Origin of the sequence: Sphingobium salicis subsp. salicis (assembly GCF_049472635.1) — a bacterium.
Classification (GTDB): domain Bacteria; phylum Pseudomonadota; class Alphaproteobacteria; order Sphingomonadales; family Sphingomonadaceae; genus Sphingobium; species Sphingobium yanoikuyae_A.
In genome coordinates, this window is sequence record NZ_JAYRCS010000001.1 from 3,537,117 (window position 1) to 3,556,933 (window position 19,817).

Annotated in this window: 18 protein-coding genes; 11 read left to right on the top strand and 7 right to left on the bottom strand. The window is 66.6% G+C overall.

From position 1 onward, the window contains the following. The 3 genes from lepB (at position 1) to VHN57_RS17030 (ending at position 2,420) form a co-directional block, all read left to right on the top strand. Positions 1-915: a signal peptidase I gene (lepB, locus tag VHN57_RS17020; RefSeq protein ID WP_278985630.1), complete on the top strand. Its 915-nt coding sequence runs from the start codon at positions 1-3 to the stop codon at positions 913-915. A gap of 29 nt (positions 916-944) precedes the next feature. Further along, entirely contained in the window at positions 945-2,027 is a 1,083-nt protein-coding gene (locus VHN57_RS17025; RefSeq protein WP_099231676.1) for an AI-2E family transporter, read from the top strand. A gap of 66 nt (positions 2,028-2,093) precedes the next feature. Next, the gene (locus VHN57_RS17030) at positions 2,094-2,420 is read left to right on the top strand and encodes a hypothetical protein (protein ID WP_159367201.1); all 327 of its coding nucleotides are present in this window, start codon (positions 2,094-2,096) and stop codon (positions 2,418-2,420) included. A 169-nt stretch (positions 2,421-2,589) separates the two neighbouring features. Here the strand turns inward: VHN57_RS17030 and VHN57_RS17035 are convergent, their stop codons facing one another. Then, positions 2,590-3,171, bottom strand: coding sequence for an FKBP-type peptidyl-prolyl cis-trans isomerase (locus tag VHN57_RS17035; RefSeq protein ID WP_004208617.1), 582 nt, complete (start codon positions 3,169-3,171; stop codon positions 2,590-2,592). A gap of 83 nt (positions 3,172-3,254) precedes the next feature. Then, the gene (rpsU, locus tag VHN57_RS17040; protein ID WP_004208618.1) at positions 3,255-3,461 is read right to left on the bottom strand and encodes a 30S ribosomal protein S21; all 207 of its coding nucleotides are present in this window, start codon (positions 3,459-3,461) and stop codon (positions 3,255-3,257) included. Between the two features lie 233 nt (positions 3,462-3,694). On the opposite strand from rpsU, the gene VHN57_RS17045 reads away from it, so the two are divergent. Continuing rightward, a complete protein-coding gene (locus tag VHN57_RS17045; RefSeq protein WP_278985631.1) occupies positions 3,695-4,453 on the top strand; it encodes a class II aldolase/adducin family protein in 759 nt (252 codons plus the stop codon). Between the two features lie 46 nt (positions 4,454-4,499). On the opposite strand, the gene VHN57_RS17050 is transcribed toward VHN57_RS17045, so the two are convergent. Continuing rightward, positions 4,500-8,081 carry a hydantoinase B/oxoprolinase family protein gene (locus VHN57_RS17050; RefSeq protein ID WP_278985632.1) on the bottom strand — a complete coding sequence of 1,194 codons (3,582 nt, stop codon included), beginning with the start codon at positions 8,079-8,081 and terminating at the stop codon, positions 4,500-4,502. A 46-nt stretch (positions 8,082-8,127) separates the two neighbouring features. Then, on the bottom strand, positions 8,128-8,592 hold the full coding sequence (locus VHN57_RS17055; protein ID WP_004208622.1) for an Rrf2 family transcriptional regulator: 465 nt from the start codon (positions 8,590-8,592) through the stop codon (positions 8,128-8,130). A gap of 119 nt (positions 8,593-8,711) precedes the next feature. Here VHN57_RS17055 and VHN57_RS17060 point away from each other — a divergent pair, with 119 nt between their 5' ends. Beyond that, positions 8,712-9,605, top strand: a complete 894-nt coding sequence (locus VHN57_RS17060) for an NAD(P)/FAD-dependent oxidoreductase (protein ID WP_169861944.1) — start codon at positions 8,712-8,714, stop codon at positions 9,603-9,605. 30 nt (positions 9,606-9,635) lie between these two features. Here the strand turns inward: VHN57_RS17060 and VHN57_RS17065 are convergent, their stop codons facing one another. Then, the gene (locus VHN57_RS17065) at positions 9,636-10,790 is read right to left on the bottom strand and encodes an FAD-dependent oxidoreductase (protein ID WP_278985633.1); all 1,155 of its coding nucleotides are present in this window, start codon (positions 10,788-10,790) and stop codon (positions 9,636-9,638) included. Between the two features lie 116 nt (positions 10,791-10,906). On the opposite strand from VHN57_RS17065, the gene VHN57_RS17070 reads away from it, so the two are divergent. From VHN57_RS17070 to VHN57_RS17095, 6 genes are all read left to right on the top strand, one after another. Continuing rightward, the gene (locus VHN57_RS17070; RefSeq protein WP_278985634.1) at positions 10,907-12,769 is read left to right on the top strand and encodes a CHASE3 domain-containing protein; all 1,863 of its coding nucleotides are present in this window, start codon (positions 10,907-10,909) and stop codon (positions 12,767-12,769) included. A gap of 44 nt (positions 12,770-12,813) precedes the next feature. After that, positions 12,814-14,055, top strand: a complete 1,242-nt coding sequence (locus tag VHN57_RS17075) for a putative DNA modification/repair radical SAM protein (RefSeq protein WP_278985635.1) — start codon at positions 12,814-12,816, stop codon at positions 14,053-14,055. An 82-nt stretch (positions 14,056-14,137) separates the two neighbouring features. Continuing rightward, on the top strand, positions 14,138-14,494 hold the full coding sequence (locus tag VHN57_RS17080; RefSeq protein ID WP_010339604.1) for a hypothetical protein: 357 nt from the start codon (positions 14,138-14,140) through the stop codon (positions 14,492-14,494). Positions 14,495-14,555: 61 nt separating this feature from the next. After that, on the top strand, positions 14,556-15,026 hold the full coding sequence (locus VHN57_RS17085; protein ID WP_017500069.1) for a hemerythrin domain-containing protein: 471 nt from the start codon (positions 14,556-14,558) through the stop codon (positions 15,024-15,026). A gap of 10 nt (positions 15,027-15,036) precedes the next feature. Next, complete coding sequence (locus tag VHN57_RS17090; RefSeq protein WP_278985636.1) at positions 15,037-16,443, top strand: UdgX family uracil-DNA binding protein; 1,407 nt, start codon at positions 15,037-15,039, stop codon at positions 16,441-16,443. 67 nt (positions 16,444-16,510) lie between these two features. Then, positions 16,511-17,827: a metal-dependent hydrolase family protein gene (locus VHN57_RS17095; RefSeq protein WP_423284657.1), complete on the top strand. Its 1,317-nt coding sequence runs from the start codon at positions 16,511-16,513 to the stop codon at positions 17,825-17,827. A 19-nt stretch (positions 17,828-17,846) separates the two neighbouring features. On the opposite strand, the gene VHN57_RS17100 is transcribed toward VHN57_RS17095, so the two are convergent. Together VHN57_RS17100 and mgtE are read right to left on the bottom strand one after the other, a co-directional pair. After that, complete coding sequence (locus VHN57_RS17100) at positions 17,847-18,245, bottom strand: DUF1489 family protein (protein WP_423284659.1); 399 nt, start codon at positions 18,243-18,245, stop codon at positions 17,847-17,849. A gap of 23 nt (positions 18,246-18,268) precedes the next feature. Further along, the gene (gene mgtE / locus VHN57_RS17105; RefSeq protein WP_423284661.1) at positions 18,269-19,720 is read right to left on the bottom strand and encodes a magnesium transporter; all 1,452 of its coding nucleotides are present in this window, start codon (positions 19,718-19,720) and stop codon (positions 18,269-18,271) included. Positions 19,721-19,817: the final 97 nt, after the last annotated feature.

Below are 19,817 nucleotides of genomic sequence, written 5' to 3' on the forward strand. Positions count from 1 at the left end.
ATGACGGCAGTCGACATGACCCAAACCGACCCCCTGCCCCCCGCCGCGCCCGAAACGGCAGCCGACGACCAGGAGGCAGACAACAGCGGGGCCGGCAACAGCGGGGTGAATTGGTGGCATGAGGTGAAGAGCATCGTGCTGCTCATCCTCGCCGTGCTGGCCTTCCACAGCTTCGTCGCCAAGCCCTTCTACATCCCGTCGGAATCGATGATGCCGGTGCTGCTGAAGGGCGACCGGCTGGTGGTCAGCAAATTCCCCTATGGCTGGTCCTATGTCAGCCCCAGCTTCCATCCGCTGCCCTTCCTGAAAGGGCGCATCCTGGGCCATCTGCCCGAGCGTGGCGACATCGTCATCGTCTCGCCCCAGAACCGGCGCGAGGATTATATCAAGCGGGTCATCGGCCTGCCCGGCGACATTGTCGAGGTGCGCGGCGGTCAGGTGATCCTGAACGGCGTGCCGGTGCCGCAGAAGGTGCTCAAGCCCCTGCGCATAGCGGTCGACGGCAATGCCCCCTGCCCGCCGATGCAGTTCCCCGGCGCGCTGGTGACCGACAAGGCGGGCAAGAGTTGGTGCGAACTGCCGGTGCGGCAGGAAGTGCTGCCCAACGGCAAGACCTATGTCACGATCGACATGGGGCCGAGCGCGCTCGACTGGTATGGCCCGGTCCGTGTGCCCGCCGACCATGTCTTCCTGATGGGCGACAATCGCGACAACAGCGCCGACAGCCGCGCACCGCTGGAAGAAAATGGGCTGGGCGGCCCGGTGCCGTGGGAAGCGATCGGCGGCCGCGCCGAATTCATCACCTTCAGCCTGGACGGCGATTCGAGCTGGAATCCGATCAGCTGGCTCCATGCCTTCCGTGGCGGCCGCGCCGGGAACAGCCTGCGCCCCCAGAGCGTTACCGGAGCGAAATAGTTCACGACAGCTAATTGGGGGTTCCGGGTTTGAGCGACGCGCAGCAGCATATCGAGCAACCCGGCCCCAGCGAATTGCGCAGCCCGCTGGTCCAGCATGAGATCAAGCGGGCGGGCGTCTGGTTCGCGATGGCGATCGGCATCGCGCTGATCGTGCTGCTGGCCCAGCCGATCATGCTGATCCTGGGCGCGCTGGTCTTTACCACCATGATGGATGGCGGCACCCGCCTGCTTGGCCGGGTGCTGCCGATCGGCCGGGGCTGGCGCCTGACGATCGTCCTGCTCGCCGTCGTCGCCTTCCTCGCCTATACTTTCTACCTCACCGGCTCCAGCCTGGCCGCCCAGGCGCAGGCGATGCGCACCATCGTCGAGGCGCAGGTGGAACGGGTCGGCGGCTGGATGCAGCAGCTGGGCATCACCACCACGCCCGAAGACCTCAAGGGCCTGGCCCAGCAGGCGATGAGTTCCATGGGCCGGGTCACCGCCGCCGTCGGCACCGCCGTCGGCGCGATCACCAGCGGCGTCATGATGCTGGTGCTGGCCATCTTCATCGCGGTCGAACCCAAGCTGTACGAGCGTGGCGTCGCCTGGATGCTGCCAATGGACAAGCGCGCCCATTTCTACACGGTCGCCGACAAGATGGCCTTCACCCTGCGCCGCCTGATGTTCGGCCGGTTGATCGGCATGGCGGTGGAGGGCGTGGGCGTATGGCTGCTGCTCTGGGCCGGCGGCGTGCCGATGGCGGGCCTGCTCGGCATCCTCACCGGCCTGCTCGCCTTCCTGCCCAATATCGGCGCGATCATCTCGGGCGTGCTGATCGTCCTCGTCGGCTTTTCCGGCGGCACCCATACCGGCCTTTATGCCTTTGGCGTCTATATGGCGGTGCAGATCATCGACGGCTATCTGATCGTGCCGATGGTGGCCAAGCGCGCAACCGACCTGGCCCCCGCGCTGGTGCTGGCGGCGCAGATCCTGCTCGGTGCGCTGTTCGGTATCCTCGGCCTGTTCCTGGCCGATCCGATCGTCGCCATGATCAAGGTCTATCTGGAGGAACGGTCCAAGGCTCTGGCAGGACAGACCATCCTGAAAAGCGACGATAAAAACGGCGATTGACGAATGCGTCCCGGAACGTAACGATTGCTCCTGCGCTTCTATCCTAAAGCGAAAGGAGAGAATGGCATGACCGTGGCAATGGAGCAGCAGAAGAAGCTGCATTTCGAATTGACCAATGTTGGCATGCGGGCCCAGGCAACCGCCGCCGGCATGGTCCAGCTCTGCCGGGAACTGCATCGGGCCGGCATCCTCGACAATGACGCGCTGGAACGGATCAAGTCGGCGATCGCCGACGATATCGACATCGGCGCGCCGCGTTCGGTGTCCTGCGTCGAATATCGGCGCGACGTGAAGGCGCGACTCGACCGCCTGTTCACCGGCGAGGAAAAGATTGGCAGCGCCGAAGGCCTCGCCTTCCCGCCATCGGCGTCCGGCGATCAGGCGAGCCTCTGAGCATTTGTCCGGACTGCGCCTCTGGCGCATCCGCACCGGTGGTCGGGTGGGGGTGTGGGCCGGTGCCGCATCAAAAATGCGCCCTTTCGCGCATTTTCAGACAGCCCTCTGACCACCAAAGAAAAAGGGCCCGGAAACCGGGCCCTTCTCTACTCTCGGATCGATCGGATCAGTTGCCCGGCACGCCCTGCGGAACGGCGCCCTGCGGCATGCCACCCTGCATCTGCTGCATCCGCTGCTGCATCTGCATGATTTCCGCGCGCGACTTGAAGTCGTGCAGCTGGACATCGAACACCAGCACCGAATTGGCCGGGATCGGGCCGGCGGCCTGTTCGCCATAGCCAAGCTGCGGCGGGATCCACAGGCGATACTTGCCACCCTTCTTCATCTTCTGCAGGCCTTCGGAGAAGCCTGGCACCACGCCATCGACCGGCATCGGCGTCTGCGGATTCTCGTCGAACACGGTGCCGTCGAGCAGCGTGCCCTTATAGCCCACCAGCGCAACGTCGGCGGTCGTCGGGCTCGGCCCGCTGCCTTCTTCCAGCACCTGGTACTGCAGGCCCGACTCGGTCGTGACCACGCCCTTGGCATGGGCGTTCTGCGTCAGGAAGGCGGCAGGCGATGCTTCCACGCCCTGCTGCCCTGCCCAGGCCAGACCACCGGCCGCCAGCGCGATCGCGGCGACACCGATCCAGAGTCGCGTCAGCGACCCCTTGGCGATAGGACGAAGGGGGACAGCCGTCGTGGACATGGGCGAACGCCTCGCAATGAAGAACGGGAAATCAGCAAAGAGTCAGGACGACCGCGAACCGGCCGTCCTGATATCGGCAGTCCTTAACGGACGCCGTCGCGCTCGGCGCGCTTGCGCTCCAGCTTGCGGGCGCGGCGGACAGCAGCCGCCTTTTCGCGCGCACGCTTTTCCGAGGGCTTCTCGTAGTGACGACGCAGCTTCATTTCGCGATACACGCCTTCACGCTGCAGCTTCTTCTTGAGCGCGCGGAGGGCCTGGTCGACATTGTTGTCGCGAACGATGATCTGCATAAGTCCGTCAATCTCCAATCGAAAACGGGCGGATCGCCAGGAATGAAACCCTCCCGACGGGCCGACCGAATATAAAAATCCGTGAGTCGCCACAGGTCACCCTGAGGCATGTGGGGCGCGCCCTACCAGCAGAGTCGGGCAAATTCAACCCCTGCAGGGCTTTCACGCCCTTTCCCTCGACAGAATGCGTCGAGCGGAGGATAGTGGCATCCATAATATAAAGGAGGATGGCCATGGCAAGTGCCGCCAGACAGCCCGACATGTCGCCTGCCGAATGGGAGGCGCGCCAGCAGCTCGCCGCCTGCTACCGCATCTTCGACCATTTGGGCTGGTCGGAACTGATCTACAATCATATCACCCTGCGCGTGCCCGATGAGGAAAACGCCTTCCTCATCAACCCGTTCGGCCTGCTCTACAGCGAGGTGACGGCGTCCAACCTGGTCAAGATCGACATTGACGGCCATGTGCTGGACGGCAGCCCCTATCCGGTCAATCGCGCCGGTTTCACCCAGCATAGCGTGTTCCACCGCCATCTGGCCGACGCCCATTGCATCATCCACACCCATACCACGGCGGGCATGGCCGTCAGCGCCACGCAGGAAGGGCTGCGGCCGATCAATTTCTACGCCGCCGCCTTTGCCGGGCGGATCGCCTATCATGAATTTGAAGGCGTCACGATCCGGCCGGAGGAAGGGGAAAGGCTGATCGCCAATCTGGGCGCGCGGCGAATCATGATGCTGCGCAACCATGGCACGCTGGTGATGGCCAAGACCCTGCCCGAAGCCTTCCTGATGCAATGGATGCTCCAGCGTGCCTGCGAGATCCAGGTCGCGGCCTGCGCCGCCGGCACGCCGGTGGAGATCCCCGCCGATGTCATCGCCGTGCATCAGCGCGATCTTGCCGGCGTGCAATTGCCGGTCGGCGTCGGCGTGCCGGATTTCCAGGCGATGGTCCGCCTGATCGACCGCACCGACAGGAGCTGGCGGGACTAGCGCCCCGCCTCCCGACCTCTGTTCGCGCCGCGCGGACGGAGGCGGATCAGCCTTTGCCGAATCCCCCACCACCGGGCGTCTCGATCACGAAGACGTCGCCCGGCGCCATGTCGGCCGATCCGGTCGCGCCCAGCATCTCGATCCGGCCATCGCCACGCTCGACCCAGTTGCGCCCGAGGCCGCCGGGCGCGCCGCCCTCCAGCCCGAACGGCGGCACGCTGCGCCGGTTGGCCAGGATGCCGGCGGTCATATCCTCCAGGAAGCGGATGCGGCGCAGCCCGCCATTGCCGCCATGATGCGCGCCCGCGCCGCCCGATCCGGGCCGGATGGAAAATTCCTCCAGCAGTACCGGGAATCGGCTTTCCAATATTTCGGGGTCGGTAAGGCGGCTGTTGGTCATGTGGGTCTGCACCACATCGGCGCCGTCGAAATCCGGCCCGGCGCCCGATCCGCCCGAGATCGTCTCATAATATTGGTGGCGCGCATTGCCGAAGGTGAAATTGTTCATCGTCCCCTGCGCGCCCGCCATCACGCCCAGCGCGCCGAACAAGGCGTCGGTGACGACCTGGCTGGTCTCGACATTGCCGGCGACCACCGCCGCGGGATAAAGCGGCCGCAGCAGCGATCCCTCTGGCACCACCAAAGTCATGGGCTTGAGGCAGCCGTCATTCATCGGCACGGCCTCGTCCACCAGCGTCCGCACGACATAGAGCAGGGCCGCACGCGCGACCGACAAAGGCGCGTTGAAATTGCCCGGCAACTGGTCCGACGTGCCGGTGAAATCCACCGTCGCGCCGCGCGCCGCCCGGTCGATCGTCACGTTGACGACCACCGCCGCGCCATTATCCATCGCATAGCGATAGTGCCCGTCGGACAGGCGATCGATCAGCCGGCGCACTGCCGCCTCGGCCTGATCCTGCACATGGCCCATATAGGCGGCCACGACATCGGCGCCATAATCGCCGCTGATCCGCTGCAGCTCGGCCGCGCCCTTGGCGCAGGCGGCGATCTGGGCGGACAGATCAGCGATATTCTGGTCGACATTGCGCGAGGGCCAGCGGCCCGAGGCGAGCAGCGTCCGTAGATCGCCCTCCAGAAAGCGACCCTGATCCACCACCAGCACATTATCGAGGACGATGCCCTCTTCCTCAATGCTGCGGCTGTCGGGCGGCATGGAGCCGGGCGAGATACCGCCAATATCGGCATGATGGCCGCGCGCCGCGACATAGAAGGCGGGCGCGTGCGCCGCCCCGTCGACGAACACCGGCATCACCACCGTCACGTCGGGCAGGTGGGTGCCGCCATCATAGGGCGCGTTGAGCGCATAGACGTCGCCCGGCAGCATGCCGCGCCCGTCAATCGCCCGGCCATCGGCGCCGATCCCGCGCCGGCGCATGACCGCGCGGATGCTTTCCCCCATGCTGCCGAGGTGAACCGGCATGTGCGGCGCATTGGCGACCAGATTGCCGGCCGCGTCGAACAGGGCGCAGGAGAAATCCAGCCGCTCGCGAATATTGACCGAGGAAGCGCTGTGCTGGAGCGCGGCGCCCATTTCCTCGGCGATCGCCATGAACAGGCCGCCCATCACCTCCAGCCGGACCGGATCGACGGCGGTGCCGTCATCGGCGGCGGGCGCCGGGCGCGGCGCATGACGGGTCAGCACCAGATTGCCGATCGCGTCGAGCCGCGCGCGCCAGCCCGGCTCGACCACCGTGGTCGACACCGGGTCGCTGATCAGTGCCGGGCCATCGACGACGCTGTCCAGCGCCAGTCCCGCCCGGTCGAACACCGGTGCCTGCGCGCCTGCCAGCATCACCTGCGCCAGCGGTGCGGCCGGCTGCGTCGCGATGGTCGCCACCTTGCCCATATCCTCGGCGGTCGGCGCGATCGCCTCGACCCGCACCATGTCGACCAATATGGTGCCGGTCCCGCCATAGCCGAAGCGCGCCTGATATTGCGCCTCGAAATCGGCCAGCATCGCCGCCCGATCGCCCAGCATCACGTCGAACAGGCTGTCGGTGCCATCATAGCGCAGCCGCAGCACCGTCTCGCTCCGCTCCGCCTCCGGCAGGTCGGCACGCGCCTGCTCCGCCAGCTCTGCGATCGCCGCCGTCAGCGCATCATTGCCCGCATCGTCGAGCGGCAGCGCCAGCGTCCGCTCGCGCACAGCGCGCCGGTCGGCCAGACCCATGCCATAAGCGGACAGGACGCCGCCCAGCGGATGGATCATCACCCGGTCCATGCCCAGCGCGTCGGCGACCAGACAGGCATGCTGCCCGCCCGCCCCGCCAAAGCTGGCCAGCGTATAGCGCGCAACATCATGGCCGCGCGCGACCGATATGCGCTTGATCGCATTGGCCATGCTGGCGACGGCGACGGCGATGAAGCCCTGCGCAGCCTCCTGCGCGGTCATCACCCGGCCGGTCTGCGCCTCCACCTGCGCACAGATGTCGGCAAAGCGCGCCGCGACCGCGTCCCGGTCCAGCGGCTGGTCGCCATTGGGGCCGAACAGGCTGGGGAAGAAATCGGGCTGCACCTTGCCCAGCATGACATTGCAGTCGGTAATGGTCAGCGGTCCGCCGCGCCGGTAGCAGGCCGGCCCCGGCACCGCGCCAGCCGATTCCGGGCCGACGCGAAAGCGCCCGTCGACCACCGAACAGATGGAGCCGCCGCCCGCCGCGATGGTGTGAATGCGCATCATCGGCGCGCGCAGCCGCACGCCCGCCACCCGCGCCTCATTGTCGCGTTCATAGCTGCCGGCATAATGGGACACGTCGGTCGACGTGCCGCCCATGTCGAAACCGATCACCTCGCCAAAGCCCGCCTGCTCGGCGGTGCGGGCCAGGCCGACGATGCCGCCGGCCGGGCCGGACAATACCGCATCCTTGCCGCGGAACAGGTCGCCGCGCGTCAGCCCGCCATTGGACTGCATGAACAGCATGTCGGCGTCCTCGCCCAGCGCCTCGCCCAGCCCGTCGACATAGGCGCGCAGCACCGGCGAGAGATAGGCGTCGGCCAGCACCGTGTCGCCCCGCCCGACCAGCTTTATGAGCGGCGCGACCTCATGGCTGACCGAAATCTGGGTGAAGCCGATCTGCCGGGCGATCCGCGCCAGCGCCTGCTCATGGGCGGGATAGCGATAGCCATGCATCAGCACGATCGCGACCGCGCGCAGCCCGGCATCATAGCCGCGCTGCAGCGCCGCCTGCGCCGCGACCTCGTCCAGCGGCGTCAGGATGGTGCCATCCTGCATCAGCCGCTCGTCCATCTCCACGACATCGGCATGGAGCGGCGGCGGCAGGTCGATCCGCCGCGCGAACAGGTCCGGCCGGTCCTGATAGCCGATGCGGATCGCGTCGCGGAAACCCTTCGTAATCGCCAGCAGCACCGGCTCGCCCTTGCGCTCCAGCAGCGCATTGGTGGCGATGGTCGTGCCGATCCGCAACGTGCAAGGCGGGATCGGCCCGGCGCCCGCGCCGGTCAGCCGCCGGATCGCCTCGACCGCCGCGTCGGCATAGCGCTCGGGGTCGCTCGACAGCAGCTTGGCGGTGTTAAGAACCCCTTGCGGGTCGCGTGCCACCACGTCGGTAAAGGTGCCGCCGCGGTCGATCCAGAATTGCCATTGCATACCCCGCCTGATGGCCGCGCCACAGGCGGTTGGCAAGCCGCTTGGCTCAATGGCCGGTCAGCGGCTCGATCGCCCCGGTCGCCAGCAGCGCGGCATAACGCTGGTCGAAATCCGCCGCGATCTGCGCCAGCGTCACCTGCCCCAGCCGGGCGATCAGCATCGCCTCTGCCTCCTGCATCGCTGCCGCCATGGAGGCGTTGACCGCCTGTTCGACCAGGCATTGCGGATTGGGGTCGGCAGGCCCGATCGAGAAGATGCGCGGCTCACCCACCGCGCGATAAATGTCGAGGATGCGGATCGCGTCGAGCGGACGGGCCAGGGTCCAGCCGCCGCCATGCCCCTTTTCCGATCGCACATAGCCCGCGTCGCGCAGGCCAGCCATGGTTCGCCGCACCACCACCGGATTGGTGCGCAGCATCTGCGCCGCCAGCTCCGACGTCATCGGGCCATCCAACCGATCCATATGGATCAGGATATGCAGCATTCTCGACAGGCGCGCATCCAGCTGCATCGCAGGCGTCTCCTTTCCTGCCCGCCTATCACGCAACATCAATTGTTGCAAATCAGGCTGACCGGATTATGTAACTTATCAAGTATCGTGATTCAACGCAGCCATTGAAAGGAAGACCCATGCATGACGTGATCGTGATCGGCGGCAGCTTTGCCGGCCAGTCGGCGGCGATGCAGCTCGCCCGCGCGCGGCAGGATGTGCTGCTGATCGATGCCGGCCTGCCGCGGAACCGCTTTGCCGACGCCGCCCATGGTTTCCTGGGGCAGGATGGCCGCACGCCCCGCGCCATCATCCGCGATGCCGAACGCCAGTTGCTTGCCTATCCCACCGCCCGGATGCTGGCCGGCGAAGTGCGCCATGCCATCAAGACCAGCGACGGCTTCGCCCTGACCCTGGCCAGCGGCGAAACCCGGCTGGCCCGGCGGCTGATATTGGCGACCGGCGTGAGCGACGAGCTACCGCCGATCCCCGGCATGGCCGAACGCTGGGGCGAGACCGTGCTGCACTGCCCCTATTGCCATGGCTATGAAGTGCGCGACCATCCGCTCGGCATCATCGCCAACCACCCGATGTCCGCGCATCAGGCCGCGCTGATCCCCGATTGGGGGCCATCCACCTATTTCACCCAGGGCCAATATGAGCCGGACGATGCCGAACGCGCCCGGCTGGAAGCGCGCGGCGTCGCGATCGAGCGGGTGCCCGTCGTCGCGCTGATCGGCGATGCGCCCGCGCTGAGCGCCGTGCAACTGGCCGACGGCCGGACGATCGAAGTGTCGGCCCTCTTCACCGCCCCGAGAACGCGGCTCAGCAGCGATGTCGCGGTCCAGCTCGGCTGCGCGCTGGAGGATGGCCCGACCGGCCCCTTCATCAGCATCGACGCCTGGGGCCTGACCTCGGTGCCCGGCGTCTATGCGGCCGGCGACGCCACCTCCCCCATGCACAATGCGACCTTTGCATCCGCATCCGGGGTCAAGGCCGGGGTCGGCGCGCACCAGTCGCTGGTCTTCGCCTGACGGGCGAGGGCGGGGCTGGATGGCGCCGCGCTATTTCCAGAAACCGGCCAGCTTGCGCACCGATGCCTCGGCAGCTTCGCGATCGGGGGCTTCGTTGGCGTCGCCATAGCCGAACCAGTCGTCCTCCCCGACCTCCTGCACCACGATGCCGTCGCGCCGCGCCAGCATCGCCAGCTTGTCATGATAGACACCATAGGTCGCGCCCGCCTGCGGGATCAGCCAGGCGATCTGGCCGCGCACCGGCACGATGCTCTCGTCCCGCCACAAGGCCCGCGCGCCATAGCCGGTGCAGTTGATGACCGTCTTCTGCTTCAGCCGCGTCACGTCCTGGGGTTCGTGCAACTCCATCGGCACGATCCGGCCGCCGCCGATCAGGAAATCGGTGGTCAGCTGATGGGCGAGATCGGCGACATTGAAGGTCAGCGAACTGCTGCGCCGGGCCCGCTCGGTGCGGAAGGGATGGGTGCCCGGCGCCAGCTCGATCGATCGCGGCATGATGTCATGCAGCCGCTCCTCCAGCCGGATGAAGCGATCGGGCCGCTCCGGCGTCACCCTCTCGACGGCGGGCGCCACGGTCGGACCGTCCGACAACATATAACGGTCGGTCCATTCCACCGGATCGCCCGGCAGGCCGAGCAGCCCCTGATAGAAAGCGAAGGAGCGCCGCGCCATCGCCTCCCAGCGATCGCCAAAGCCGGTATCGACGCCGCCCTCCATCGCGATCCGTGAATCGGGCGACCAGGTGCCGGTCGCCCGCGCCGACCGCACATCGGGAAATTGCTCCTTGGCATAGATGGTCACCTTCGCCCCGGCGCGCTGGGCGGTGAGCGCAGTGGTGAGGCCGATCGCGCCGGCGCCGATCACGGCAATATCCGTCATCCCCTCGGCCAGCGCCATGCCGACCGCAACCTCGGCCGATCCCCAGGACAGCGACCAGCCGCTGCCGCCATGGCCATAATGATGGACGACCCGCTTGCGCCCCACCTCTTCCACAGCGATGCGCGGCCCGGCGGCGCGGAAGGGCCGCAGGCAGACGGTGATGCGGAAGATGCGGTCGGGCGTGGCGCGGATCGGCTCCAGCCCGGCCAGCGGATCGAACAGAGTGGCTGCATCAGCCCCCGCCGCCAGCGACAAGGCACCCAGCCCGCCCAGGCCCCGCGCCAGAAAATCGCGTCTGTCCATCATCCCGCCCCCTATCTGCCGACCGGTTCAACGAAGTGCCCGGACATAACCGCAACGACCCGTCGCATGACAGACACAATCGGGTTGCCCCACCGTTGTTAATTGCCCATTAAGACCAGATGAATGCGCTCCGCCCCGAACGATCCATCGTCGTTCTGCTGCTCGCGCTTGCCACCGTCGTCGTTGCGGTGAGCGGCACCATCTGGCTCTACCGCAGCCAGCAAGCCGAAATCGGCTGGGTCAATCATACGCTGCGTGTCGAAAACCGCCTGTCGGTGATCCTGTCGCGGGTGCAGGCCGCCGAAAGCGCCCAGCGCGGCTATATGCTGACCCGGCAGGATCCTTTCCTGGGGCCGTTCGACACGTTCAAGGCGGACTGGCCGCGCGAGATCGCGCAATTGCGCGATGATGTGCAGGACAATGCGGACCAGGCTGCGGCCGTCGATGCGCTGGGCCGGATGCTCGGCCAGCGGCTGACCCTGCTGGAGGGCGGCATCGAACTGCGACGGCGCAACCGCCCGGTCGATCCCAACGCCTTCGCCCCCGGCCTGATGGCGATGGCGACGATTCACGCCCATATCGCCGGGATGAAGGCGCGCGAGGAGCAACTGCTGCGCCTGCGCAGTGTCGAGGCCAACCGCCTGACCACCATGGTGACGGCCAGCCTGGCGATCAGCGGCGCACTGGTCATCATCCTGGGCCTGCTGGCGCTGCGCAACGCCCGCCGCCGCATGGTGGAGGCGATCGCCGCCAAGCGCGCACTCGCCGACGCCAATGACCGGCTGGTCAGCGAAGCGGAACAGCGCACGGCGATGGAGGCGCAGGTCCGCCAGTTGCAGAAGATGGAATCGATCGGCCAGCTGACCGGCGGCATCGCCCATGACTTCAACAATATGCTCGCGGTCGTCATCGGCTCGCTCGACATGGCGCGGCGCCGCCTGCCCGCCGATATCGATCGGCGCATCAGCAACGGCCTCGACAATGCGACCGAGGGGGCGCAGCGCGCCGCGCAACTGACCGCGCGGCTGCTCGCCTTCTCGCGCCAGCAGCCGCTGGCGCCGCAATCGACCGACGTGAACAAGCTGGTGGGCGGCATGTCGGACATGCTGCGCCGGACGATCGGCGAGCGGGTGCGGGTGGAAAGCGTGCTGGCCGGCGGCCTGTGGCGGGCCAGCATCGATCCCGGCCAGCTGGAAGCGGCGATCCTGAACCTGTGCGTCAATGGCCGCGACGCCATGCCCGATGGTGGCCGGCTGACGGTCGAAACCGGCAATGCCTATCTCGACGATGCCTATGCCGCCGCCCATGCGGAGGTGATCCCCGGCCAATATGTGCTAGTGTCGGTCACCGACAGCGGCACCGGCATGACGCCCGACGTGGTCGAGCGCGCCTTCGACCCCTTCTTCACCACCAAGGGCGTGGGCAAGGGCACGGGCCTGGGCCTCAGCCAGGTGTTCGGCTTCGTCCGCCAGTCGCACGGTCATGTGAAAATCTATTCCGAACCCGGTCAGGGCAGCACGATCAAGATCTATCTGCCCCGCCATTATGGCGTGCCGGTCGCCGATCCGGTGGCGCCCGCCATCGCCCTCGACCTGCCCCGTGCCCAGGGGGACGAGATCATCCTGGTGGTCGAGGATGAGGACCGGGTGCGCCACATGTCGGTCGATTCCCTGCGCGAACTGGGCTACACCATCGTCCAGGCGGCCGATGGCGAACAGGCGCTGGCGATGCTGGCGATCGAACCGCGGGTCGACCTGCTCTTCACCGACATCGTCATGCCCGGCATCAACGGCCGCATCCTGGCCGACCGCGCCCGTGCCGACCGGCCGGAGCTGCGCGTCCTCTACACCACCGGCTATACCCGCAACGCCATCGTCCATAACGGCATGCTCGATCCCGGCGTCGCCTTCCTCGCCAAGCCCTTCACCATGGACCAGCTCGCCGGCAAGGTGCGCCAGGTGCTGGACGAGGAGCCGGCCTGATCTGGATTATGGACAAGGCGGCATCGGGAACGTAACATGAACACATGTCCGCCCTGTCCACCCGTGAAAAGCTCGAAATCCTTGCCGACGCCGCCAAATATGATGCCTCCTGCGCCTCGTCCGGCACGACCAAGCGGGATTCGCGCGATGGCAAGGGGATAGGCTCGACCGAAGGCATGGGCATTTGCCATGCCTATGCGCCCGACGGCCGCTGCATCTCGCTGCTGAAAATCCTGCTGACCAACAGCTGCATCTTCGACTGCCATTATTGCATCAACCGCCGGTCGAGCGATGTCCGCCGCGCCCGCTTCTCCGCGCGCGAAGTGGTCGACCTCACGCTCAGCTTCTATCGCCGCAACTATATCGAGGGACTATTCCTCTCCTCCGGCATCATCCGCTCGTCCGACTATACGATGGAGCAGATGGTCGAGGTCGCCCGCAGCCTGCGCGAGGATCATGATTTTCGCGGCTATATCCATCTGAAGACCATTCCCGACGCCGATCCGGAGCTGCTGCGTCAGGCCGGCCTCCATGCCGATCGGCTGTCGATCAATGTCGAGCTGCCGACCGAACCCGGCCTCAAGCGGCTGGCGCCGGAAAAGGATGGCCGTCGGATCGAGGGGGCAATGGCGCAGATGCGCAGCCAGATGGACGATATGGGCGACGCCCGCCGCAAATATCGCCACGCCCCGCGCTTTGCCCCGGCAGGCCAGTCGACCCAGATGATCGTCGGCGCCGATGCCGCCGACGATCGCGCCATCATCCAGCGGGCGAGCAGCCTCTATGACCGGCATCGGCTGCGCCGCGTCTATTACAGCGCCTTCTCCCCCATCCCCTCGCCCAGCAGCGTATTGCCGCTCAAGCGCCCGCCGCTGATGCGCGAACATCGGCTCTACCAGTCGGACTGGATGATGCGCTTCTATGGCTATTCCGCAGCCGAAGTCGCCGCCGCGACCGACCGGGACAGTGGCTACCTGCCGCTCGACATCGATCCCAAGCTGGCCTGGGCCTTGCAGCATCGCGCCAGCTTCCCGGTCGACGTCAACCATGCGCCGCGCGAAATGCTGCTGCGGGTGCCGGGCCTTGGGGTGAAGGCGGTCGACCGCATCCTGGCCAGTCGCCGCCATCGCCGGCTGCGGCTGGAGGATGTCGCGCGCCTGACCACATCCATCGTCAAGCTGCGCCCCTTCCTGATCGCCGCCGACTGGCGCCCGGTCCAGTTGGCCGACCGAGTCGATCTGTCCGCGCAGTTGCGGCGTCCCGCCGCCCAGCTCGAACTTTTTTAAGGGGAAGCGAGGCAATTTTGCGGTTGATCGCAAGCACGGTTCATGAAACTCTTGTAACACGATCAGCAAGGGGATCGGGACTTTGGCGACACTTTTCGACAATCAGGCCATGGAGCGGCAGGGCGCAGGCTTTGCCAAGCGCATCAGCACGCATCTTGCGGCCGCCCTTGTCGTCTTCTGCCTGCTTCAGATCTTCATCGTCGCCAAGATGGGCGGCTCGCTGGTCCTGCACCTTGGCGTCATCATCGCGATCGGCGGTTTCGCCATCGCCGCCCGCGCGCTCGAACATCGCTGGCAGATGCTCGACCATAGCGGCCTGTCCCATGCCGGTCTGCGCCTGCGCTTCCGGCGTGACCTGCTCCAGCTCTGGGGCACCAGCCTGCTGGGCGCGCTGCTCTGGGTGCCGGTCGCGATCATCTTCCACGCGCTGTTCGGCTAGACGCCGGACCCTTTTTACAGGGCTGTCGTTCTCCCCTTCATCGCATGAAGGAGGATTGCCCATGGCCAAGGCCAGCATTTTCGATCGCCTGAAACAAGATCATGACGCCCATCGCCAGCTGTTCGACAAGATGGCGGAGGCGACGCGCGAAAAGGATGACGACCGGCTGGAAAAGCTGTTCGACCAGTTCAAGGTCGAGGTGACGGCCCATGCCGCCGCCGAGGAAGAGACGCTCTACGCCACCATGCTGGCCCAGCCCGACCTGCGCGAGGATGCGCAGCACAGCGTGTCCGAACATAAGGAAATCGATGATTTTCTGGAGGAGCTGGACGGCCTCAAATTCAATGGCGATGCCTGGCGCCGCACCTTCGACCAGCTCAAGAAGCGCTACCTCCACCATATCGAGGAGGAAGAGGAAGAGATGTTCCCCGACGCCGCCAAGGAACTGAGCGCCGCCGAGGAGGAGAAGCTCGCGAAACTGTTCGCGCGCCGCAAGCCCGCCGAACTGGCCCGTGCCGAGGCGGAGGACTGACCGGACGGCCATGCATCGGGTGACGCTGGCGGGGCCGGATGATTTTGAGGGCTGGCGCGATGCGGCCCGCGCGCTGGCCTTGGCCGCCATTCCCGCTGACGCCATCCTCTGGGATGTCGCGGGCAGCGCCACGCCCGACCTGTTCGGCAGCGACGCAACACCCCTGCCCCCGGCTCCGGGGGATGCGGCCTTTTCCGTGCCGCGCACCTTTGTCGACCTGGCGCAAAGCGCGATCCTCCATCGCGACCCCGCCCGCTTCGCCCTGCTCTACAGCCTGTTGCTGGCTGTGCGCGCGGCGCCCGGCCGGATGGAGGATCGCGCCGATCCGCTGCTGCGCCGGGTCGAGGATCTGGCCAAGGCGGTGCGGCGCGATATCCACAAGATGCGCGCCTTCGTCCGCTTCCGCGAACTGGATGAAGGTGACGGCCCGCGCTTCATCGCCTGGTTCGAGCCGGACCATCATATCGTCCGCGCCAATGCCGGCTTCTTCACCCGCCGCTTCGCATCGATGCGCTGGTCGATCCTGACGCCGGAGGTCAGCATCCACTGGGACGGCGACATATTGACCGAAGGTCCCGGCGCGCAGCGCGGCGACGCCCCGGCCGAAGATCCCGTCGAAGATGTGTGGAAGGGCTATTATGCCGCCATCTTCAACCCGGCCCGCTTAAAGACCGGGGCGATGCTGTCGGAAATGCCGCGCAAATATTGGCGCAACCTGCCCGAAGCTGCCCTTATCCCCGATCTGGTCGCCGGTGCCCAGGCACGCGAGGCCGCGATGATCGCCACGGCCCCGCGCCCCGCGCACCGCACCGGCAATAGCCGCGCCGCCTGGCAGACGCTGCGCGACGAGGCGATGGCCTGCACCCGCTGCCCGCTGCACGGGCCAGCCACGCAGACCGTGTTCGGCGAAGGTCCGCTCGACGCATCTTTGCTCTTCATCGGCGAACAGCCGGGCGATCAGGAGGATCTGGCCGGTCGCCCCTTCGTCGGTCCCGCCGGGCAATTGTTCGATGCCGCCCTGGCCGAGGCCGGCGTGGATCGGGCACGCGCCTATGTCACCAACGCCGTCAAGCATTTCAAATATGAACAGCGCGGCAAGCGCCGCCTGCACCAGACGCCTGACGTGCCGGAGATCAAGGCCTGTCGCTGGTGGTTGGAACAGGAACTGGACCTGATCCGCCCGCGCATCATCGTCGCCCTGGGCGCCACCGCGGCCCGCGCCCTGCTGGGCAAGCCGGTGACGATCAGCCAGATGCGCGGCCGCCCCCTCCCGCTCGAAGACGGTGCCGAAGCCTGGATCACCGTCCATCCCAGCTACCTGCTGCGCCTGCCCGACCCCGATCGTCAGGCGCAGGAACAGGCCCGCTTCGTCGCTGACCTGCGGATGGTCGGTGAACGGCTCCACGCCCTCGCCTGATATAAATCCGTTGACGGCCGGCTCGCTGCGCGCGACGCTGCCGCCATCAAATTAAACAGGGGGTTACATGATCTGGGGGAAGGCAGCGGCGCTGGCCGCATGCAGCATGGTCGCGATGTCCGCACCGGCCGTGATGGCCAAGGATGTCGTGGTCCATGCCGGACGGATGATCGACGGCACCGGCGCTGCCGCGCGCGAGAAAGTGTCGATCCTGATCCATGACGATCGCATCACCGCGATCCAGTCGGGCTTCGTCACGCCTGCCGGCGCGGAGGTGATCGACCTGTCGGCCAAGACCGTGCTGCCGGGCCTGATCGACACCCATTACCATATCACCGCCGGCTGGCACGCGGGCGACCCGATCCGCAATGCGGTGACGCGCAGCGCCTATGAGGATGCGATCGAAGCGACCGGCTTCGTGCGCAACACGCTGCTCGCCGGCTTCACCTCGGTCCGCGACTGCGGCGCCGATACGCAGGTAATCGTCGCGCTCAAGAAATCGATCGACGGCGCCGTCATCCCCGGCCCGCGCCTGTGGGTGGCGGGCACGCCGCTCGGCCCGACCGGCGGCCATGGCGACGCGGTCAACGGCCTGCGCGTCGAATTTGCCGACATTCCGCACATCAGCGACAATGTGATCGACAGCCCGGAAGCCGCCCGCATCGCCGTGCGCCGGCTGAAGCGCGAGGGCGCCGACCTCATCAAGATCATGCCCTCGGGCGGGGTCATGTCGATCGGCGACGATCCCAAGCATCAGCTGATGACCGACGAGGAGATCAAGGCGGTGATCGACACCGCCCATAGCCTGGGCATGAAGGTCGCGGCCCATGCCCATGGCAAGGAGGCGATCGACCATACGATTGCGCTGGGTGTCGATTCGATCGAGCATGGCTCCTATGCCGACGCCGGCAGCTACAAGATCTTCAAGCAATATGGCGCCTATCTGGTGCCGACCATGCTGGTGGGCGAGCGCGTCTATCAGCGCGCCAAGGAGCATCCCGAACAGCTTAATCCCTCGACCGCCGAAAAGGCGCTGGTGATCGGCCCGCTGCTGCAGAAGAATCTGCGCGATGCCTATGCCGCCGGGGTCAAGATCGCCTTTGGCACCGACACGTTCGGCCTGTCCGACCATGGCGAGAATGCCCAGGAATTCGCGCTGATGGTGCGGGCGGGCATGCCGGCGATGGAGGCGATCAAGGCCGCCACCGCCCATGCCGCCGACCTGCTGGGCAGCGCCGATGTCGGCACGTTGCAGGCCGGCCGCTATGCCGACCTGATCGCGGTCGACGGCGACCCGCTGGCCGATGTCCGCCAGCTCGAAAAGGTCGGCTTCGTGATGAAGGGCGGCGCCGTGGTCAAAGCCGACGGCAAGCCGATGATCTGAACCGCGCCTGGGGCTGGCGTCAGACCAGCCCCAGCCGCGCCAGTTCGTTCAGCATGGCGGGCGGCATCGCTTCCAGATCGTCCGCCTCGCCCCCGCCCAGATCGGGCGGCGCGTCCTTGTCCTCCAGATAGCGCCAGCCCTGATGCGCGCGCTTGGGCGCCGTCCGCACCGGGATCAGCCGCGGCGCCAGCCGGATCGAGTAGCGCCCCTGCCCGGTCTCCTGAAATCCCAGGATCGGGCTGCGGCCGACCAGCGCATGGCCGTGAATCCAGTAGAGCGATCCGCCGTCCATCTCCTCCAGCCGCTTGGGCAGGTAGCGGGTGGTCAGGCGCGCCTCGTCCACATGGCTTTCCAGCCAGGCCTTGAGGGTCGCGGGGCTTTCGCTCTGGAAGGCGATCTTGGTCAGGTGCAGCGGCATTGGCGTCTAGATGGGGCGGCGGTTCAGCCGGTCAATCCCGCCGCCGTCGCCAGCCCCAGAAAAGCGAAGAAGCCCATCGAATCCGTGATCATGGTGACGAAGATGGAGGATGCCACCGCCGGGTCGAGGTTCATCCGGTCGAACGCCAGCGGCACCGCCGCGCCGGCCAGTCCGGCCGTCACGATATTGGTCATCATCGCCACGGCAATGACGCCGCCCAACTGGACATTGTGGAACACCAGCCCCACGCCCAGCCCCAGCACCAGCGCCACGGTGCAGCCGTTGAGCAACGCCACGCGAATTTCGCGCAAGATAGTGCGGCGGGCGTTGGACCCGGTAATCTGGTTGGTGGCGAGCGCGCGCACCGTCACCGCCATGGTCTGGCTGCCGGCATTGCCGCCCACCCCCGCGACGATCGGCATCAGTGTGGCGAGCGCCACCATCTTCTCGATCGTATTCTCGAAAATGCCGATGATGGTGGATGCCACCAGCGCGGTCAGCAAATTGGTCAGCAGCCAGCGCACGCGCGCGCGATAGCTGTCCATCACCGGCTCGTTGATGTCGCCTTCGCCCGCACCCGACAGGCGGAGAATATCCTCGCCCGCTTCCTCGGAAATGATGTGGACGATGTCGTCGACCGTGATCATGCCGACCAGCCGGCCGCTGCCATCGACCACCGCGGCGGAAATCAGCGCATATTTCTGGAAGCGCAGCGCCACTTCTTCCTGGTCCATGTCGACCGGGATCAGCGTCTGCTCGCGCTTCATCAGGTCGGCCATGGCGATGCCGCGCGGACAGGTCAGCACCCAGCTGAGCTGACAGGTGCCGATCGGCTTATGCCCTTCATCGACGACGAAGATTTCCCAGAAATCACGGGTCAGGTCGCCATTGTCGCGCAGATAGTCGATCACCTGGCCGACCGTCATATGCTCGGGCACCGCGACCAGGTCGCGCTGCATCATGCGGCCGGCGGATTCTTCGGGATAGGACAGCGCGGACTCGATCGCGGCGCGATCCTCCGGCTCCATCGCCTCCAGCACCGCCTGCTGGTCGGCCTCCTCCATGTCCTCGATGATCGCAACGGCGTCGTCGGTATCGAGTTCGGAGGCGAATTCGGCGACCTGCTCGGGCGCCAGCGCGCCGATCAGATCGTCGCGCACATAATCATTGAGTTCGGACAGAACCTCCGCGCCGACCAGATCGCCCAGCGCGGCGGCCACTTCGCCACGCTGCTCGGCGGGCGTCAGTTCCAGAAGGTCGGCAATGTCTGCGGGGTGCAGCGGCGAGACCAGCTCGCGCGCATGGTCGATGTCGCCTTCGTCCACCGCATCCAGCACGGCGGACAGGAATTCGGGCTTCAGCCGGTCATCCTCGTCCAGGCTCGACTCGGCCTGCTCCATACCGGCCGAGATCAGAGTCTCGTCAGCAAGTTCCTCGTGCGGCCGCGGCTCGGCCAAATCGCCACGTTCGGTCATGGCGCGCGCAACTGTCCGGTTCCTGTAACATTTCGATGCTTTCGCCGATGCACAATATAATTGCAATGGGGTTGGACGCGCTTTGGCAACAGATGGG

Excerpts from the sequence above, each read along its gene's own strand:
- mgtE (WP_423284661.1), bottom strand. The coding sequence starts at position 19,720 with ATGACCGAACGTGGCGATTTGGCCGAGCCGCGGCCGCACGAGGAACTT.
- VHN57_RS17030 (WP_159367201.1), top strand. The coding sequence starts at position 2,094 with ATGACCGTGGCAATGGAGCAGCAGAAGAAGCTGCATTTCGAATTGACC.
- VHN57_RS17085 (WP_017500069.1), top strand. The coding sequence starts at position 14,556 with ATGGCCAAGGCCAGCATTTTCGATCGCCTGAAACAAGATCATGACGCC.
- rpsU (WP_004208618.1), bottom strand. The coding sequence starts at position 3,461 with ATGCAGATCATCGTTCGCGACAACAATGTCGACCAGGCCCTCCGCGCG.
- VHN57_RS17035 (WP_004208617.1), bottom strand. The coding sequence starts at position 3,171 with ATGTCCACGACGGCTGTCCCCCTTCGTCCTATCGCCAAGGGGTCGCTG.
- VHN57_RS17100 (WP_423284659.1), bottom strand. The coding sequence starts at position 18,245 with ATGCCGCTGCACCTGACCAAGATCGCCTTCCAGAGCGAAAGCCCCGCG.
- VHN57_RS17050 (WP_278985632.1), bottom strand. The coding sequence starts at position 8,081 with ATGCAATGGCAATTCTGGATCGACCGCGGCGGCACCTTTACCGACGTG.
- VHN57_RS17045 (WP_278985631.1), top strand. The coding sequence starts at position 3,695 with ATGGCAAGTGCCGCCAGACAGCCCGACATGTCGCCTGCCGAATGGGAG.
- VHN57_RS17070 (WP_278985634.1), top strand. The coding sequence starts at position 10,907 with ATGAATGCGCTCCGCCCCGAACGATCCATCGTCGTTCTGCTGCTCGCG.
- VHN57_RS17095 (WP_423284657.1), top strand. The coding sequence starts at position 16,511 with ATGATCTGGGGGAAGGCAGCGGCGCTGGCCGCATGCAGCATGGTCGCG.
- VHN57_RS17055 (WP_004208622.1), bottom strand. The coding sequence starts at position 8,592 with ATGCAGCTGGATGCGCGCCTGTCGAGAATGCTGCATATCCTGATCCAT.
- VHN57_RS17065 (WP_278985633.1), bottom strand. The coding sequence starts at position 10,790 with ATGATGGACAGACGCGATTTTCTGGCGCGGGGCCTGGGCGGGCTGGGT.
- VHN57_RS17060 (WP_169861944.1), top strand. The coding sequence starts at position 8,712 with ATGCATGACGTGATCGTGATCGGCGGCAGCTTTGCCGGCCAGTCGGCG.
- lepB (WP_278985630.1), top strand. The coding sequence starts at position 1 with ATGACGGCAGTCGACATGACCCAAACCGACCCCCTGCCCCCCGCCGCG.
- VHN57_RS17075 (WP_278985635.1), top strand. The coding sequence starts at position 12,814 with ATGTCCGCCCTGTCCACCCGTGAAAAGCTCGAAATCCTTGCCGACGCC.
- VHN57_RS17090 (WP_278985636.1), top strand. The coding sequence starts at position 15,037 with ATGCATCGGGTGACGCTGGCGGGGCCGGATGATTTTGAGGGCTGGCGC.